The 17,822-nt window shown below is 57.6% G+C and carries 14 protein-coding genes; 2 read left to right on the top strand and 12 right to left on the bottom strand.

The window, feature by feature from the left end; genetic code table 11:
- Nucleotides 1-193 precede the first annotated feature (193 nt).
- Nucleotides 194-898 carry a pseudouridine synthase gene (locus WMO45_RS06245; protein ID WP_349139700.1) on the bottom strand — a complete coding sequence of 235 codons (705 nt, stop codon included), beginning with the start codon at nt 896-898 and terminating at the stop codon, nt 194-196.
- A 103-nt stretch (nt 899-1,001) separates the two neighbouring features.
- Here WMO45_RS06245 and WMO45_RS06240 point away from each other — a divergent pair, with 103 nt between their 5' ends.
- Entirely contained in the window at nt 1,002-1,475 is a 474-nt protein-coding gene (locus WMO45_RS06240; RefSeq protein ID WP_349139699.1) for a DUF4830 domain-containing protein, read from the top strand.
- 41 nt (nt 1,476-1,516) lie between these two features.
- Here the strand turns inward: WMO45_RS06240 and WMO45_RS06235 are convergent, their stop codons facing one another.
- From WMO45_RS06235 to WMO45_RS06185, 11 genes are all read right to left on the bottom strand, one after another.
- Nucleotides 1,517-1,804 carry a hypothetical protein gene (locus WMO45_RS06235; RefSeq protein WP_349139698.1) on the bottom strand — a complete coding sequence of 96 codons (288 nt, stop codon included), beginning with the start codon at nt 1,802-1,804 and terminating at the stop codon, nt 1,517-1,519.
- A 42-nt stretch (nt 1,805-1,846) separates the two neighbouring features.
- Nucleotides 1,847-2,704 carry a mechanosensitive ion channel family protein gene (locus WMO45_RS06230; protein WP_349139697.1) on the bottom strand — a complete coding sequence of 286 codons (858 nt, stop codon included), beginning with the start codon at nt 2,702-2,704 and terminating at the stop codon, nt 1,847-1,849.
- Nucleotides 2,705-2,815: 111 nt separating this feature from the next.
- Entirely contained in the window at nt 2,816-4,018 is a 1,203-nt protein-coding gene (tuf, locus tag WMO45_RS06225; RefSeq protein ID WP_349139696.1) for an elongation factor Tu, read from the bottom strand.
- Between the two features lie 143 nt (nt 4,019-4,161).
- On the bottom strand, nt 4,162-6,267 hold the full coding sequence (fusA, locus tag WMO45_RS06220; RefSeq protein ID WP_349139694.1) for an elongation factor G: 2,106 nt from the start codon (nt 6,265-6,267) through the stop codon (nt 4,162-4,164).
- A 14-nt stretch (nt 6,268-6,281) separates the two neighbouring features.
- On the bottom strand, nt 6,282-6,752 hold the full coding sequence (gene rpsG / locus WMO45_RS06215; RefSeq protein WP_349139692.1) for a 30S ribosomal protein S7: 471 nt from the start codon (nt 6,750-6,752) through the stop codon (nt 6,282-6,284).
- A gap of 202 nt (nt 6,753-6,954) precedes the next feature.
- Nucleotides 6,955-7,377, bottom strand: coding sequence for a 30S ribosomal protein S12 (gene rpsL, locus WMO45_RS06210; protein WP_349139690.1), 423 nt, complete (start codon nt 7,375-7,377; stop codon nt 6,955-6,957).
- Nucleotides 7,378-7,462: 85 nt separating this feature from the next.
- Entirely contained in the window at nt 7,463-7,708 is a 246-nt protein-coding gene (locus WMO45_RS06205; protein WP_349139689.1) for a L7Ae/L30e/S12e/Gadd45 family ribosomal protein, read from the bottom strand.
- A 207-nt stretch (nt 7,709-7,915) separates the two neighbouring features.
- Nucleotides 7,916-9,304, bottom strand: coding sequence for a YfcC family protein (locus tag WMO45_RS06200; RefSeq protein WP_349139688.1), 1,389 nt, complete (start codon nt 9,302-9,304; stop codon nt 7,916-7,918).
- A gap of 31 nt (nt 9,305-9,335) precedes the next feature.
- Nucleotides 9,336-10,562, bottom strand: coding sequence for a M20 metallopeptidase family protein (locus WMO45_RS06195; RefSeq protein ID WP_349139687.1), 1,227 nt, complete (start codon nt 10,560-10,562; stop codon nt 9,336-9,338).
- A gap of 39 nt (nt 10,563-10,601) precedes the next feature.
- Complete coding sequence (locus WMO45_RS06190; protein WP_349139685.1) at nt 10,602-12,185, bottom strand: amidohydrolase; 1,584 nt, start codon at nt 12,183-12,185, stop codon at nt 10,602-10,604.
- Between the two features lie 211 nt (nt 12,186-12,396).
- Nucleotides 12,397-13,755: a sigma-54 interaction domain-containing protein gene (locus tag WMO45_RS06185; RefSeq protein ID WP_349139684.1), complete on the bottom strand. Its 1,359-nt coding sequence runs from the start codon at nt 13,753-13,755 to the stop codon at nt 12,397-12,399.
- 348 nt (nt 13,756-14,103) lie between these two features.
- On the opposite strand from WMO45_RS06185, the gene rpoB reads away from it, so the two are divergent.
- Entirely contained in the window at nt 14,104-17,811 is a 3,708-nt protein-coding gene (gene rpoB / locus WMO45_RS06180; RefSeq protein WP_349139683.1) for a DNA-directed RNA polymerase subunit beta, read from the top strand.
- Nucleotides 17,812-17,822: the final 11 nt, after the last annotated feature.

Here is a 17,822-nt window from a genome sequence, read left to right as displayed (position 1 = left end):
AAAAACCATGTAAACACCACTATCCGGTCCATGTAAATTTTTCTTCAACCGTCCAGTTTTGCCTTCTTCTAGACAAAAAATACGCGCTGCCCCGTATTTTACAGGGACAGCGCGCAAAAATCTGTCAGAAAGGTGTCCTCTTTTCTGTCAGGCAGTCCGTTCCGAGTCACTTGAAATTTTACACATTCTTCGCTTACAGCGCCCGCAGCGCAGCCAGCTCCTCCTCGGTCAGCGGACGCCACTCTCCCTTTTTCAGCGCCGGATCCAGCGTCAGCGGCCCCATCGTCAGGCGCTTGAGATAACGCACGGGCTTACCTCGGGCAGCCAGCATCCGCTTGATTTGATGGTATTTTCCCTCCCGCAGGGTAACGATGGCGGCATCCGGCGCTTCCAGCCGCTCCAGTCCCGCCGGCATACATTCCAGTCCGTCCCCCAGCGTCATGCCGGCAGCAAAGGCGGCCGTGTCCGCCGCATCCAGAATACCTTCCACCTGTACAAAGTAGGTCTTATCCACATGCCGCTTGGGGGCAAGCAGCCGATGGGCCAGTGGCCCGTCGTTGGTGAGCAGCAGCAGCCCTTCGGTATCCTTATCCAGCCGCCCGGCAGGGAACAGGCCCACCCGGCGCAGATGGACCGGCAGCAGTTCCAACACCGTGGGCTGCCGCGGATCCTCCGTAGCGGAAACCAATCCGGCAGGCTTGTGCAGCATCAGGTAAACCATCCGTTCTCCTGACACGGGGGTCCCGTCCACACAGAAGAGCGCCGCAGGGTCGTACTTGTCGTCCGCCGCCCCTGCCAGGGCTCCGTCCACCGTCACCCGGCCCGCCCGGATGAGTTCCCGCGCCTCCTTTCGGGACCAGCGTCCCGTGTTGGCCAATATCTTATCCAGTCGTTCCATGGATGCCTCCCTTGTTCTTGTCCGTTTTTTTCATTTTAGCATATCTGGCGCCAAAAAAACATACACATCAACAACGACCACTGTTGGAAAGGAGCGTTGCGCTGTGTTCATTTTTACCGCCAAGGTCCGCAAGGGCCGTATCGTGGCCGTGGCGGCGGTCGCGGCGGCCTGCGGGCTCCTGTGGGCCGCCACGGGACTGCTGGGCGGCGGCGGAGCGGAGGCCGTCGCTGTAATCGGTCCAAAGGGTATAAAAAGCAATGAGGATCGCGTCGCCTATTTGCAGAGTTATGGCTGGCAGGTTGCCCCCGACCCGGTCAGTGTAGAGGAGCTGATCATCCCCGAAGAATTTGACGAAACCTATCAGGAATACCTGGATCTCCAATCTGCTCAGGGATTCGATCTGACCGATTACTGCGGAAAGCGGGTCAAACGTTACACCTATGAGATTCTGAATTATCCAACCGGTGAAAGTGGGATTCAAGCCGGACTATTGCTCTATAAAAACACCGTTATTGGCGGTGATGTGCTTTCACCCCAGTTAGGAGGCTTTATCCACGGGTTGTCTATGCCAGGCTGACGAAAAAAAGCGGCGCTCCTGAGAGCGCCGCTTTTTTCTGTTCAAATCAGCAGGTATTCCGAAGCACGATAGAGGAAAATCAGATACCAGATGCCAGCCACCAAACTTGCGATCGCTGTGGGGATCAGCACCACCGCCGCCAGAATGACCACACCAGGGATCAGGGCCATCAGACTGCACACCAGAACAATCATTCCGCAGACAGCATACAATTTCCAGACAAACTGTCCCTTAGCCGCTGTCTGAGAATCCCCCTTCTCCATCAGCAACTCACCAGTAGCGTTACAGACAAAGTAGACCACTGCAATGCTCAGGATCACGCCAACCATGCTTACTCTGGAAAGGGATACCACCAGCAGTCGTATAGTCTGTCATGATGCTGACTCTTTTCCGTTCATCAGGTGGACGTTCAAATGATTGTAGGTCATCTCGATCTTATGCTGGTCAAAGGCTGTTTTGACCTGCTCCAGCAGGTCGTAATAGAGGTCCCAATAGTCTTCTGTGGCACACCAAACTCGTACGGTGTATTCCACACTGCTGTCCTGATAGGCAGACACCCGGATAAAAGGTTCCGGTGAAAACAGTGCCTTGGGGTGGGCGCTGACCACCTCACGGATAGCCCCAATCACCTGCTCGGGCGGATTGTCATAGGAGGCATTGAACTTCAGATCCACTCGTCGCTTCTCCGCAGTAGAATAATTGGTGATGGTCTCCCCAGAAATACTGCCGTTTGGAATGGAGATAATTTTGTTGTCATAGGTACGCAGTTTGGTATAAACCAGTCCAACTTCCACCACAACTCCGCCAATACTGCTCAATTCAATGTAATCGTCGGCCTTAAATGGCTTAGCCGTCAGGACCTGAATACCGCCGGCCAGATTGGACAAGGTTCCCTGAATCGCCAGCGTAACAGCCAGACCCATCACACTGAGCACTGCCACAAGACTGGTCATGGGGATCTCCAGATAACCCAGTACCACGCATACAGTGATCAGCCACAGCACCACTCGAAGCGCCGCGTGCAGAAAGACGCGTAGACTCTTTTCAACTTCCAACCGAAGAAATGTGCGATCCACAATCCGAAGCACTACCTTCATCACCAGCATACAGGCCGCAAACAGCACAACCGTTGTGATAATCTGCTGTAGGTCCAATCCTTTGGCAATTTTCGCCAGTGTGGAAAGTGTCTCTTGAGTCTCTTCTGTGGTAGCCGTCAGGTTTGTAAGCATATTCCGCCCCCTTTCAACGTTATTTTATCATAGCGCTTCCGCCAGGGCAAGCATTGCGCTCTGGTAAAAAAAAGAAGCGGTCCAAACGGACCGCTTCTTTTCAATGGCAAATTACTCGTCGATCTCGATAACAACGCCGGAACCCACGGTACGGCCACCCTCACGGATAGCGAAACGCAGGCCCTTCTCGATGGCGATGGGGGTGATCAGCTCCACCTTCATGTCAACGTTATCGCCGGGCATGCACATCTCGGTGCCCTCGGGCAGAGTGATGACGCCGGTAACGTCGGTGGTACGGAAGTAGAACTGAGGACGATAGTTGTTGAAGAAGGGGGTGTGACGGCCGCCCTCGTCCTTGCTCAGAACGTACACCTGGCCCACGAACTTGGTGTGGGGGTGAATGGAGCCGGGCTTACACAGAACCTGGCCACGCTCGATGTCGGTCTTGGCAATACCACGCAGCAGGGTGCCGATGTTGTCGCCAGCCTCAGCGTAGTCCAGCAGCTTGCGGAACATCTCGATGCCGGTGACGACGGTCTTCTTCTTCTCGTCGGTCAGACCAACAATCTCGACTTCCTCGTTCATCTTGATGACGCCGCGCTCCACACGACCGGTAGCCACGGTGCCGCGGCCGGTGATGGTGAAGACGTCCTCGACGGGCATCAGGAAGGGCAGGTCGTCGTTACGGGCGGGAGTGGGGATATAGTTGTCAACCGCATCCATCAGCTCCTTGATGCAGGCGAAGTCGGGATCGTTCACATCGCCGGACTCGCAGGTCAGAGCATTCAGAGCGGAACCCTTGATGATGGGGATGTCGTCGCCGGGGAACTCGTACTTGGACAGGACCTCGCGGACCTCCATCTCCACCAGCTCCAGCAGCTCCTCGTCGTCCACCTGATCGCACTTGTTCAGGAAGACCACGATGGCGGGCACGCCCACCTGACGGGCCAGCAGGATGTGCTCACGGGTCTGAGCCATGGGGCCGTCGGTGGCGGCGATAACCAGGATAGCACCGTCCATCTGAGCAGCGCCAGTGATCATGTTCTTGATATAGTCGGCGTGGCCCGGGCAGTCAACGTGGGCATAGTGACGGGCATCGGTCTCGTACTCCACGTGAGCGGTGTTGATGGTGATGCCGCGCTCACGCTCCTCGGGAGCCTTATCGATGCTGGAGTAGTCCTCGTACTGAGCCTGGCCCTTCAGAGCCAGGTACTTGGTGATAGCAGCAGTCAGAGTGGTCTTGCCGTGGTCAACGTGGCCGATGGTGCCGATGTTGACATGGGGCTTGGTACGCTCAAATTTAGCCTTAGCCATTTGGATGTTCCTCCTTAATTTCTGATGGTGGGATAGACCCTATTTCCACAATAAATGCGAAAATATTGTATAGCATCACAGCGTAAAATGCAATACCTTTTCTGATTTTGGAAGCTGACACACTTTGCGCCAAGCACAAAGTATTAGTCGTCCTTCCGACCACGCTCGGCAATGATCTTCTCGGCAATGCTCTTGGGGATCTCCACATAGCTGTGAGGCTCCATGGAGTACTGACCACGACCCTGAGTAGAGGAACGCAGGTCAGTAGCATAGCCGAACATGCTGGCCAGAGGCACCAGAGCATCCACCTGAGTGGCGCCCGGACGGCTCTCCTGGCCCTGAATCATACCGCGGCGGCTGGTCAGATCGCCGATCACGTTGCCCAGATACTCGTCGGGCACGATGACGGAAACCTTCATCACAGGCTCCAGCAGAACGGCGTCAGCCTTGCGGCAGGCCTCCTTGAAGGCCATAGAACCGGCAATCTTAAACGCCATTTCGGAGGAGTCTACTTCGTGATAGGAGCCGAAGGTCAAGTGGACCTTCACGTCCACAACGGGATAGCCAGCCAGGATACCCGCCTGCATAGCGCCCTGGATACCAGCGTCGACCGCAGGGATATACTCCTTGGGGATGACGCCGCCGGTGATCTCGTTGAGGAACTCGTAGCCCTTGCCGGGCTCATTGGGCTCCACGGTGATACGGACGTGACCATACTGGCCCTTACCACCGGACTGACGGGCATACTTGGTATCCTGCTCGACAGACTTCTTGATGGTCTCCTTGTAGGCAACCTGGGGAGCACCCACGTTGGCCTCCACCTTAAACTCGCGGAGCAGACGGTCCACGATGATCTCCAGATGGAGCTCGCCCATGCCGGCGATGATGGTCTGGCCGGTCTCCTCGTCGGTGTAGGTCTTAAAGGTGGGGTCCTCCTCGGCCAGCTTCACCAGCGCCAGACCCATCTTCTCCTGACCAGCCTTGGTCTTGGGCTCGATAGCGACGCGGATAACGGGGTCGGGGAATTCCATGGACTCCAGGATGATGGGAGCCTTCTCATCACACAGGGTATCACCGGTGGTGGTGTTCTTCAGGCCCACAGCGGCAGCGATGTCGCCGGAGAAGACCTCCTCGATGTCCTCACGGTGGTTGGCGTGCATCTGCAGGATGCGGCCCATACGCTCTTTCTGGTTCTTGGTGGAGTTGAGCACGGAAGAACCAGTGGTGAGCTTACCGGAGTACACACGGAAGAAGGACAGACGGCCCACATAGGGGTCAGTCATGATCTTAAAGGCCAGAGCGGAGAAGGGGGCGTTGTCGTCGGCGGGACGCTCGTCCTCTTCCTCGGTGTCGGGATTGGTGCCCTTGATGGCCGGAATGTCCAGCGGGGAGGGCATAAAGTCCACGATGGCGTCCAGCAGCTTCTGTACGCCCTTGTTGCGGTAAGAAGTACCGCAGGTCACGGGAACCAGCAGGTTCTCGATGGTGCCCTTGCGCAGGGCCCGGCGAAGCATATCCTCGGGGATGGGCTTCTCTTCCAGAGCCAGCTCCATGATCTCGTCGTCGATGTCGGCGCAGGCGTCCACCAGCTTGGTGCGGTACTCCTGAGCCAGCTCCATCATGTCGGCGGGAATCTCCTCCACGCGCATATCCTTGCCCAGCTCATCATAGTAGATGTCGGCATCCATTTCCACCAGATCGATGATACCCTTGAAGGTATCCTCGGAGCCAATGGGCAGCTGGATGGGCACAGCATTACACTTGAGCCGGTCGTGGATCATGTTGAGCACGTTGTAGAAATCGGCACCCATGATGTCCATCTTGTTGACGTAGATCATGCGGGGGACCTTATAGTGGTCGGCCTGACGCCACACAGTCTCAGACTGGGGCTCCACGCCGCCCTTGGCGCACATGACGGTCACAGAACCGTCCAGCACGCGCAGGGAACGCTCCACCTCGACGGTGAAGTCCACGTGGCCCGGGGTGTCGATGATGTTGATACGGGTCTGGGGGAACTGGTTCTTGGAACCCTTCCAGTAACAGGTGGTAGCCGCGGAAGTGATGGTAATGCCGCGCTCCTGCTCCTGGGCCATCCAGTCCATGGTGGCGGTACCATCATGGGTCTCACCGATCTTATAGTTGACGCCGGTGTAATAGAGGATACGCTCGGTGGTGGTGGTCTTACCGGCATCGATGTGAGCCATGATGCCGATATTTCTGGTATTCTCTAAGGTAACTTTCCTAGGCATACTCTAACTCCTTATTACCAGCGATAGTGCGCGAACGCCTTGTTGGACTCGGCCATCTTGTGGGTGTCCTCACGCTTCTTGACCGCGGAGCCGAGGTTGTTGGCGGCGTCCATGATCTCGCCGGCCAGCCGCTCCTTCATGGTCTTCTCGCTGCGGGCGCGGGAGTAGTTGGTCAGCCAGCGCAGACCCAGGGTCTGACGGCGCTCAGGCCGGACCTCGATGGGCACCTGATAGGTGGCGCCGCCCACGCGGCGGGCCTTAACCTCCAGGGACGGCATGATGTTCTCCAGGGCGGCGGTAAATACCTCCAGGGGATCCTTCTCGGTCTTCTCCTTGATGATGTCGAAAGCACCGTAGACCACCTTCTGGGCCACGCCCTTCTTGCCGTCCAGCATGATGCTGTTGACCAGCTTGGTCACCAGGATGGAGTTATAGATAGGATCGGGCAGAACTTCCCGCTTGGGTACGTTTCCTCTTCTGGGCACTTTGCTTCCCTCCTTCATAGTATGATTTCATAGGTACTCGAAGGTTTTCCAGGAAAACCCCCGTGTAAGACAAGTGCCTGCTTGTCCAGTGCCCCACAGGAACCGCCCCCTATATATATAGGTAAGCGCTTCTGCAAGGACAACTGCCTTGCGCATATGCGCATCAATTCAATTCAAATACTTTAGTGAAATAATCTTTTGATTACTTCTTGCCGGCCTTGGGCCGCTTGGCGCCGTACTTGGAACGAGCCTGCATACGGCCGTTCACGCCCTGAGCGTCCAGGGTACCGCGGATGATGTGGTAACGAACACCGGGCAGGTCCTTAACACGGCCGCCACGGATCATAACCACGGAGTGCTCCTGCAGGTTGTGGCCGACACCGGGGATATAAGCGGTGACCTCCATTCCGTTGGTCAGACGCACACGGGCGATCTTACGCAGAGCGGAGTTAGGCTTCTTGGGGGTGGCGGTACGCACCGCGGTGCACACACCTCTCTTCTGAGGAGAAGGCAGATCGGTCATACGGTTCTGCAGGGTGTTCAGGCCCTTCTGCATAGCAGGAGCAGTGGACTTGTAGCTCACGGCCTCGCGTCCCTTACGGACGAGCTGGTTAAACGTAGGCATGGTTTTCCTCCTTTCTTGCTTTCTAAAAAATATATTTTAACAGAACAACCATAGATTATTCCGTTAAAACCAAATAAATGGACAATTATGTCCGCAACAAAGCCGCTACCGCACTGGGCACGGCAATACCGCAGGCGCTCCCTAACTCTTTCATCAGGGGTACCCACTCTACCGGAACACTGCACTCGGCGCACATCTGCTCCACGGGTTCCGTTACCCGCGGGTCGGCATCCTGCGCCAGAAATACCAGGGCGGCTTTCCCGTCATGAACAGCACGCTTGGTCTGTTTTACTCCCACTACCTTGGCGCCCTGTTTGAGTTGCGTCAGCATACGGTTTGCCTCCCATCCCTTGATTCTCAATGGAAAGCGGCGAACCGCTCCCTTTGGCAGGCATACCTGCACGATTTCGCATTATACCATACGTATTTGTGATTGTCAAATGGATTTTTGCCGGATTTTCAATGGTTTGCGCCCTGTTTCCAGTCAGAAATGACGGAGGGGACGGCATACCGTCCCCTCCGTTCTTTTTCCGCCTGTTCAGAAGGGCCCGTAGCCGATCTGATTGGCAATGACAACAAGGATAAAACCGGCCGTAATCAGGCAGGCGTAGATCTTCCATGCAAACTTGAACCAGTGGCCGTAATCCATTCCGCACAGAGAGAGCTGCAGCAAGGATGCGGTGGGCCAGAAGGTGTTGGTGAAGCCATCGCCGTACTGGTAGGCCAGCACCATAACCTGCTGGTTGATCCCCATCACCTGACCCAGAGGCTCCAGGATGGGCATGATGACCACGGCCTTGCCGCTACCGGAGGACACAAAGAAGTTGAACAGAGTAACAAAGGCGTAGATGATGAGCAGGGTGATGATGGGGCTCTTGCCCTCCAGCAGACTGGAGACGGCATAAATAATGGTATCCGTGATGTTGCCCTCCGTGAGCAGCACGGACACAGCCCGGCTGAATCCGATGACCATAGTGGGCGCCACTACGCCGGCCATACCCTTGCCAAACTGGGTGCACACCTCAGTCAGGTCCATCCGGAAGAGGATCACGCCGATGATGGTCACGGGGAAATAGATGGCGGTAATCTCAGGCAGGCCCCATTTCCATTTCAGCGAACCCACCACAGACAACAGGATGGTCAGCAGGAACAACACGATAAGGGTCACCCGCTTGCCGTTGAACTCCAGGCCCTGCTCAAACTCCATAGGAGCAGTCTGTTCCTGGAGGTAATTGGCGCCCATCACGCTGTACTTGGGGTCTTTTTTGATCTTGATGCAGTAGCGCAGCAGGAAGAACAGGGCAATCACGTAAAACACCACAAGACCCACAGCCCGGAACGCGATACCGGAGTACATGGGCAGACCCACCAGAGTCTGCGCCACGCCGGTGGTGTAGGGGTTGACCATGCCGCAGGTGAAGCCCACAGCAGTTGAGAGCAGAATTACCGCCGTACCCACCATTTTGTCATATCCCAGAGTAATAAACAAAGAGATGATAATGGGATAGAATGGATACAGCGCATCCAGATAGCCGATGACGCCCAGCGCGGTAAACAGGGTAAAGAAAGCCACCACCATGACGATTCCCTTACCCCGGGTACGCTGGATCATGGCCTGGATACCGGCCGAGAAGGCGCCGGTCATATTGATGACCTGGATACAGCCGCTGATGAGCAGCACGGCGCCGATGATGTTTGCACTCTCCACGAACCCCTGATGCAGAGAGGTGAAAAACTGCATAAAGCCAACGGGAGTCTGCTCCACATAGGCAAAGCTGTTGGGATCCACATTGCCGTCCACACGGGTATAGCTGCCGGCTGGGATCACATAAGTCATGACCGTGATGATGAGCATCAGGATCAGAATGACGATGTACACATGTGGAAGGCTGAAACTTTTTTTCTTGCTTTTGAGTGTATTATCCACGTTCAATTCCTCCTCGCTTCACAGCACATACTCATTGCCCGGCATGCTTTTTCAGCCACTCCACCGCGCAGTTGGCCAAAATCGCACTGCCCAGAGCAAAGGCGCTCTCATCCAACACCATGTTGGGATTGTGCAGAGGATACCCTTCCGGCGAGCCCGCGCCCATAAAGGCATAAAACCCAGGGACCAGCCGGGTCACATGGCCGAAATCTTCCGCCCCCTTCATGGGCGGGGCCGGCAGCACGTTTTCCTCTCCCAGGACCTGCCCCACAAAGGGCACCAGTTCCTCAGAGAACTGCCGATCGCACACAGTGCTGGGGGTCTTGAGCACCCGGACCGAATAGGTGCCTCGCCAGGCTTTGACATAGTGGTCCAGGATTTCAGGAATGCGCTGGAGCAGGTGATCATACGCCTCCGGACTCAACGTGCGGAAGGAAACCATAATTTCCGCTGTGTCAGGAATGATATTGGAGGCCCGCCCGCCGTTAAGTGCCCCCACCGTCAAAGTTGCAAAGGCCTCCGGGTCCACCTCTCTGGGGATGAGCAGGTTCAGAGCGGAGCAGAGCTGAGTTGCGATGTTCACCGGGTCTACCGTCTTCTGCGGCTCAGAGGAGTGGCCGCCCTTGCCCTGGATACTGATAATAAAGGTAGCCATGGCGCCGGAAGCCACGCCAGGAGAGTAGGTCAGTTTGCCCACCTCCACCTGAGGACCCACATGGAGAGCCATGGCGGCATCTACCTTTGGATTTTCCAGCAGTCCGTCCTCCACCATGGTGCGGGAACCATACCCCATCTCCTCGCCGGGCTGGAACATCAGCTTCACTGTACCGGGCAGCTGCTCTTCCATATCCTTGAGTATCCGGGCTGCGCCCAACAACATGGCCGCATGGGCGTCGTGGCCGCACATATGGGCGGTATTTCCTTTGGATGCAAAGTCCAGTCCGGTGGTCTCCTCCATAGGCAGCCCGTCCATATCGGCCCGCAGCAAAATGCAAGGTCCTTCTCCTTTGCCGATCAGGCCTACCACACCGGTGGAGGTAGGAGCGTCGGGGTAGCCAGCAAAAACCATCTTCTCCCGGTCCTCCTGGGAGTGAACACCACAGTCCCGGTGTTCGATTCCCATCTCACCCAGCCGCTGCTTGACGTATTCCGCCGTTTTCGGGGTATAGACTCCCACCTCGGGGATCTGATGCAGGCACCGCCGGTCGGCGATGATCTGCTGCTCAATGGCACGGGCTTTTTCCAGCATCTCATTCATAAGGAGCGCTCCTTTCTCTGGTCCACGCGGAACTCCGCGTTAAGCCTGATACACTGTGGTGCCGTTGAGGACAGTCTCCAGCACCTTTACTTGGGGGAACTGACTGGGCTGTATGGCAAACAGATCCCGGTCCAGTACCACCAGGTCGGCCAGCATTCCCATCTCCAGGGTGCCGCGCACTCCCTCATCCCGGCTGGGCCAGGCGGCGTCGGAGGTAAACAGGCGCACCGCCTGTTCCACACTCAGAGCCTGGTCGGGCAGATAGGTCCTGGTCCCCGCCCGGTTCTGGCGGGTGATAGCTGCACGCATATTGTCCAGTATGTCAAAAGGCTCCACCGGGCAGTCGGAACCGCCGCTGACGCGCAGGCCAAGATCCTCCATGGCCTTCCAGTTGTAGCAGTCCTTTGCATGCTCCTCGCCCACCCGCTCGGCAATGATATTCATATCTGCATCAATAAAAATGGGCTGGATGTACGCCTGCAGGCCCAACTCCTTCATCCGCTCCAGCAAAGCCGGAGTGGTCGTCTGGGCATGGACGATACCGTGGCGGTGTTCCGGCCAGGGATTGGCCTGCTCTGCCCGTTCCATGGCGTCACACACCTTCTTCAGTGCCAGATCGCCAATGGCGTGTACTGCCACGTCCATATGGACATCGTGGGCCGCCTGGATCCGCTGGAACAGTTCCTCTTCGGTGTAGATGGGAATGCCGTGGTTGTCCGGCTCGTCCACATAGCCGTCGATCATTTCGGCGGACTTAGCGCCCAGGGAGCCATCCTGAAGCAGTTTCCGCGGGCCGGTGCGGAAGAGGCTGGTGCGGTCGGCCGGGTCGCTGCGCACGCCCTTGAGCCGCTCAAAGTCTTTCGGTTCCACCAGACACTGCTCGTAGATCCGCACCGTGAGCGCCCCGTCAGCCTCCATCTGCCGGAAGACGTCAATCAGGTGGATGGGGTCCATGCCGGCAATGGCCATCAAATCGTCGGAGTGGATACAGGTGATGCCGGCTGCATTGAGTTCCCTCTGTCCCTCTTGGATCAGCTCCCGCACATAGGCGTCGTCTGCCTGAGGCAGCACATCCATGTAGAGCCGGGCGGCGTTTTCCCGCAGGATACCGTGCTCGAAGTCAACCAGTGCCATCACTTCCGGATCCACGTCCTTCAGGGCCCGAATCCGTTCCAGCATCACGGTGTTGCAGGCAGCAATATGGATGCAGGTGCGCAGCATGCACACCGGGATATCAGTGGAGATGCGGTCCATATCCTCCCGGGTGAGCAGACGTCCCTCCTCCATGGTTTCCTGGTTCCAGCCCATACCGATGAGGTAGGCGGGATTCTCCTTTGCGATGCGCGCCTGGCAGCGCTCCACCACCTCATCAATGTTCTTGACGCCAAAGAGAGGCACGTTCCGCCGGAACATCGCGTAGTGCAGCAGATGCATATGGGAATCATTGAAGCCGGGCAGCACCATAGCCCCCTGCAGATCCCGTGTCTCTTCCCAGGACTGCTGCAGGGCCTGGGCGCTGTCTCCCAGGAACACGATCCGACCGTCCTCCACTCCTACTGCCTCATAGCGGGACATGACCCGGTCCATAGAGACGACCTTGCCGTTATACCACAGTCTTCGCATACCGCTCTTCCTTTCCGCATTCGAGAAGTTTTGCCTTTTAACAGAGCAAATCGGATACCAACCCGGCATTTTTCGCAAAAAAAGCCGCCGAAATCCCGTTCGCACCAGAATATTCGGTCCTTTCCCGCTTTTGGTACACGGTATTCGGCGGCTTTGCCGCAGGTTAGATTAAAGTATAAAAAGGCAAAATTTTTTGCGGATGCAAAATTTTTTACAGGTTATATTTTTGCAGTTTGTATTTGAGGTTCTGCCGGGAAAGCCCCAGCAGACGGGCCGCCTGAGAAATGGACCCTCCCTGCTCCATGGCTCGCACAATGAGCTCCCGCTCATAGCGTTCCATGGCCTTGCTGAGGGAAAATCCAGGCTCAAGGGGCTGTTCGCGCCCCGCTCCCGCTCCGTCAGGCAGGGAACGCGGACCCGGCCGCCCTTCCAGCACGGCCTCGATATCCTCCACGGTCAGTTGTGTCCCACGTGTGGTGGCTACCGCGCCCTCAATGGCGTTTTGCAGTTCCCGCACGTTGCCCGGCCAACGGTACTGCCGCAGCTCTTCCAGCGCCCGGGCACTCAGTCCCCGCACATCCCGACGCAGCGTCCGGCTATAGCGCTTGAGGAACACCTCGGCCAGCAGGTCGATGTCCCCCGGACGTTCTCTCAGGGGCGGTAGAATCAGCCGGATAACCCCAAGGCGGTAATAAAGGTCCTCCCGCATCCGTCCCTCTTGGATCAGCTTCTGAGGCGGTTCGTTCACCGCAGCCACAATACGTACATCAAACGGAATGTCCCGATTTCCTCCCAGGCGGCGCACCTTTTTCTCTTCCAGCACCTTAAGAAGCTTGGCTTGCAGGCTGGTTGCCATGGAGTTGATCTCGTCCAAAAAAAGCGTTCCACCGTCGGCCTCTTCCAGCAGGCCCTTCCGGGTAAGCGCCCCGGTATAGCTGCCCTTCTCCGTACCGAAGAAGAGACTCTCCAACAAATTGGCAGGGATCGCAGCACAATTTTGTGCCACAAAAGGCTTGCCTGCCCGGCCACCCTCGCTGTGGAGCGATTCGGCCACCAGTTCCTTGCCCGTACCCGTCTCCCCATAAATAAGCACAGCTGAATCGGTCTGGGCCACGCTACGGATGCGCTCCTTCAGCGTCAGCATATACGGATCCCGGGTGAGGATCTGGTCCAGGGTGTACAGTCCACCCCCGCCCCCCCGGATCACCCGCTGGTCAATGGTATGGTACTTGGAGGAATCCACCACGCATTCTACCCGTCCGTCCACTACGATGGGGATGGTGGTGGACTCCAGGAGCACCCGCTCCCCTTTCCGGTTGTTGATATCCTGCAATACATTGTAGGTAGCTTTTCCCGTGCGCAGAGCCTGAAGGATGGTGCTGCTCTCCTCGTCCAGCTCCGGATAGAGCTCCAGAATATGCCGTCCCTCCGTCTCCTGGGAGTGCCAGTAGCTGTCCATTGAGATCCGATGATATTCTACAATTCCGTCCCGGTTTGCAATCAGGATCCCATCGGTATCCTCACACAGCCGCACAACCTCACCGATCTGGTCCAAAAGCCGCTTTTTCATGCCACACCCTCCCCCTCCGGCTTTTCTGGTGCGCAAATATAGAAAAAAATCTGGATTGCTCCAGATTTTCATCCAAAAAAGATTGACTTTTCCAACATGTACATGGTATACTAAAATGCTCTTATATTCAGGCTGGCGTTTTCAATACCCTCCCATGTTGCATTTAGTGTACCACGGAGTGCAAGAAAGCGCAAGAGAAAATCATCACATTTTATCCACGCATCCGGGTGTGTATCCCCGGGTTCAACTGTCCCTTTTGTTCGCTTTGACGGAAAGCGGCCGACGCAAATCGGGAAACGCTGGCCTACAGCGGTCCCCAGACAAAGAAAACGAGGTGTTTTTTCTACGATGGTCAAGGACGTCTACTACGGCAAGACCCTCCGCAAGAGCTTTGCCCGCCATGAAGAGATCCTGGACATGCCCAACCTCCTGGAGGTGCAGAAGAACTCCTATCAGTGGTTCCTGGACACAGGACTGCGGGAAGTCTTCAAGGATGTTGCCTCCATTACGGATTACGCGGGTAATCTGGAGCTCTCCTTCATCGACTACTCCATGGATGAGCCCCCCAAGTACTCCGTGGAGGAGTGCAAGGCCCGGGATGCCACGTACGCCGCTCCCATCAAGGTCCGGGTACGTCTGCGCAACAAGGAGACCGAGGAGATCAAGGAGCAGGAGATCTTCATGGGCGACTTCCCCCTGATGACCAAGGCCGGTACCTTTGTCATCAACGGCGCCGAGCGTGTTATCGTCTCCCAGATCGTCCGCTCCCCCGGTATCTACTATGCCCGTACTGAGGATAAAACGGGCAACGTAGTCTACTCCAGCACCGTTATTCCCTACCGCGGCGCCTGGCTGGAGTATGAGACCGATCTTTCCGATATTTTCTATGTCCGCATCGACAAAAACCGCAAGCTGCCCATCACCTGCCTGATCCGTGCCGTGGGTCCCAAGACCGACCCCGAGATCCTGGAGCTGTTCGGCGAGGATCCCCGCATCGTGGCCACGCTGGAGAAGGACGCCTGCAAGACCTATGAGGACGCCCTGCTGGAGATCTACCGCAAGCTGCGTCCCGGCGAGCCTCCCACGGTGGATTCCGCCGAGAGCCTGCTCAACGCTCTGTTCTTCGACCCCCGCCGGTATGATCTGTCTGCCGTAGGCCGCTACAAGTTCAACAAGAAGCTGGCCATCTGGTCCCGTCTGGTGAACCAGACCCTGGCCATGCCGGTGGTGGATCCCCTGACCGGCGAGATCCTGGCCGAGGCCGGCGAGGTCCTCTCCCGTGAGAAGGCTCATGAGCTGGACGACAAGGGCGTCAACGAGGCTGTGGTGGATGTGGACGGCTTCCCGGTGAAGGTCTTCTCCAACCACATGGTGGACATGTCCAAGTTCGTGGACTTCGATCCCGCTGAGTGCGGCGTTACCGAGCGGGTGCGCTTCACCGTGCTGCAGGAGCTGATGCAGAACTACTCCGGCGAGGACCTGCAGGAAGCTGTGAAGGATCACCTGGACGACCTTATCCCCAAGCACATCATTGTGGATGACATCATGGCGTCCATCAACTACCTCAACTGCCTGGCCCACGGCGTGGGCAATGCCGACGACATTGACCATTTGGGCAACCGCCGGCTGCGCTGCGTGGGCGAGCTGCTGCAGAATCAGTTCCGCATCGGCTTCTCCCGTATGGAGCGGGTGATCCGGGAGCGCATGACCATCCAGGATCTGGACATCGTTACCCCCCAGAGCCTGATCAACATCCGCCCCGTCACCGCCGCCATCAAGGAGTTCTTCGGCTCCTCCCCTCTGAGCCAGTTCATGGACCAGACCAACCCTCTGGCCGAGCTGACCCACAAGCGCCGTATGTCCGCCCTGGGCCCCGGCGGTCTGTCCCGTGACCGCGCTTCCTTCGACGTGCGAGACGTTCACTACTCTCACTACGGCCGTCTGTGCCCCATTGAGACCCCCGAAGGTCCTAACATCGGCCTGATCTCCTACCTGGCCTCCTACGCCCGCATCAACCGTTACGGCTTCATCGAGGCTCCCTACCGTAAGGTGGATAAGGCTACCGGCCACGTCACCGATCAGGTGGATTACATGACCGCCGATGTGGAGGATCAGTACACCATCGCCCAGGCAACCGAACCGCTGGATGAGAACGGCTGCCTGAAAAACGCCCGTATCACCTGCCGCCACCGCAATGAGATCATTGATGTGGACCGGGATCAGGTGGACTATATCGACGTCTCCCCCAAGATGATGTTCTCCATCGCTACCGCTCAGATCCCCTTCCTGGAGAACGACGACGCCAACCGCGCCCTGATGGGCGCCAACATGCAGCGTCAGGCCGTGCCCCTGCTGACCACCGAGGCCCCCATCGTGGCCACCGGCCAGGAGCACAAGAACTGTATCGACTCCGAGGTCGCTATCCTGGCCGAGGATGACGGCGTGATCGTCAAGGTGTCCGCCGAGTACGTCACCGTCCGTTATGACGACGGCCGTGTGGTGGACTACAAGCTGACCAAGTACCTGCGCTCCAACCACGGCACCTGCATCAACCAGCGCCCCATCGTGAACGCCGGCCAGCGGGTGGAAAAGGGCGAGGTCATCGTAGACGGTCCCTCCACCAACAACGGTGAGATCGCCCTGGGCAAGAACATTCTCATGGGCTTTATGACCTGGGAAGGTTACAACTACGAGGACGCCGTGCTGCTCAACGAGCGCATGGTGAAGGAGGACGTGTTCACCTCCATCCACATCGAGGAATACGAGACCGAGTCCCGTGACACCAAGCTTGGGCCTGAAGAGATCACCCGCGATATTCCCAACGTGGGCGAGGACGCCCTGAAGGATCTGGACGAGCGCGGCATCATTCGCGTGGGCGCCGAGGTGCGCCCCGGCGATATTCTGGTCGGTAAGGTCACCCCCAAGGGCGAGACCGACCTCACCGCTGAGGAGCGGCTGCTCCGGGCCATCTTCGGTGAGAAGGCCCGCGAGGTACGTGACACCTCCCTGAAGGTGCCCCATGGCGAGTGCGGCATCATCGTGGACGTGAAGGTCTTTACCCGTGAGGCGGGCGACGAGCTCTCCCCCGGCGTGAACATGGTGGTCCGGGTCTACATCGCCCAGAAGCGTAAGATCAGCGTGGGCGACAAGATGGCCGGCCGTCACGGTAACAAGGGTGTTGTCTCCCGCATTCTGCCCCAGGAGGATATGCCCTTCCTGCCCGATGGCACCCCCCTGGATATCGTTCTGAACCCTCTGGGCGTGCCTTCCCGAATGAACATCGGACAGGTGCTGGAGGTCCATCTGGGCTATGCCGCCAAGGCTCTGGGCTGGAAGGTGGCCACCCCCGTTTTCAACGGCGCCGATGAGAAGGACATCGCCGAAACCCTGAAGCTGGCCGGCCTGCGCCCCGACGGTAAGAGCTGGCTGTACGACGGCCGTACCGGTGAGCGGTTTGACAACCCTGTCACCGTCGGCTACGTCTACTTCCTCAAGCTCCACCACCTGGTGGATGATAAGATCCATGCCCGTTCCACCGGCCCCTACTCTCTGGTTACGCAGCAGCCTCTGGGCGGCAAGGCCCAGTTCGGCGGCCAGCGCTTCGGCGAAATGGAAGTGTGGGCCCTGGAGGCTTACGGCGCGGCCTACACCCTGCAGGAGATCCTGACCGTCAAGTCCGACGACGTTACCGGCCGTGTGCGCACCTATGAATCCATCGTCAAGGGTCACAACGTGCCCAAGCCCGGCGTACCTGAATCCTTTAAGGTTCTGGTCAAGGAGCTGCAGTCCCTGTGCCTGGATATGAAGGTGCTGGATGACCAGGGCAATGAGATCGAACTCAAGGACGACGACGAGGACACCTACCAGCCCGGCAAGTTCCGCGACGATGACGACGACTTCTACGGCTACAATGCCGGTGGCGAGTCTGACTTTGCCGCGGCGGGCTATACGCTCAAGGAAGGCAGCGACGACGACGACCTGGTGGCCGGCGATGCGGACGAGAGCGACGACACTGACGATTTCTCGGATGATTTTTCCGAGGACGACGATATGTAATCATAAGGGAG

This window comes from Flavonifractor hominis (assembly GCF_040095835.1).
GTDB lineage: Bacteria > Bacillota > Clostridia > Oscillospirales > Oscillospiraceae > Flavonifractor > Flavonifractor hominis.
Note: the sequence above shows the minus strand (reverse complement) of the source record. Positions and strands in the feature narration are given on the sequence as shown.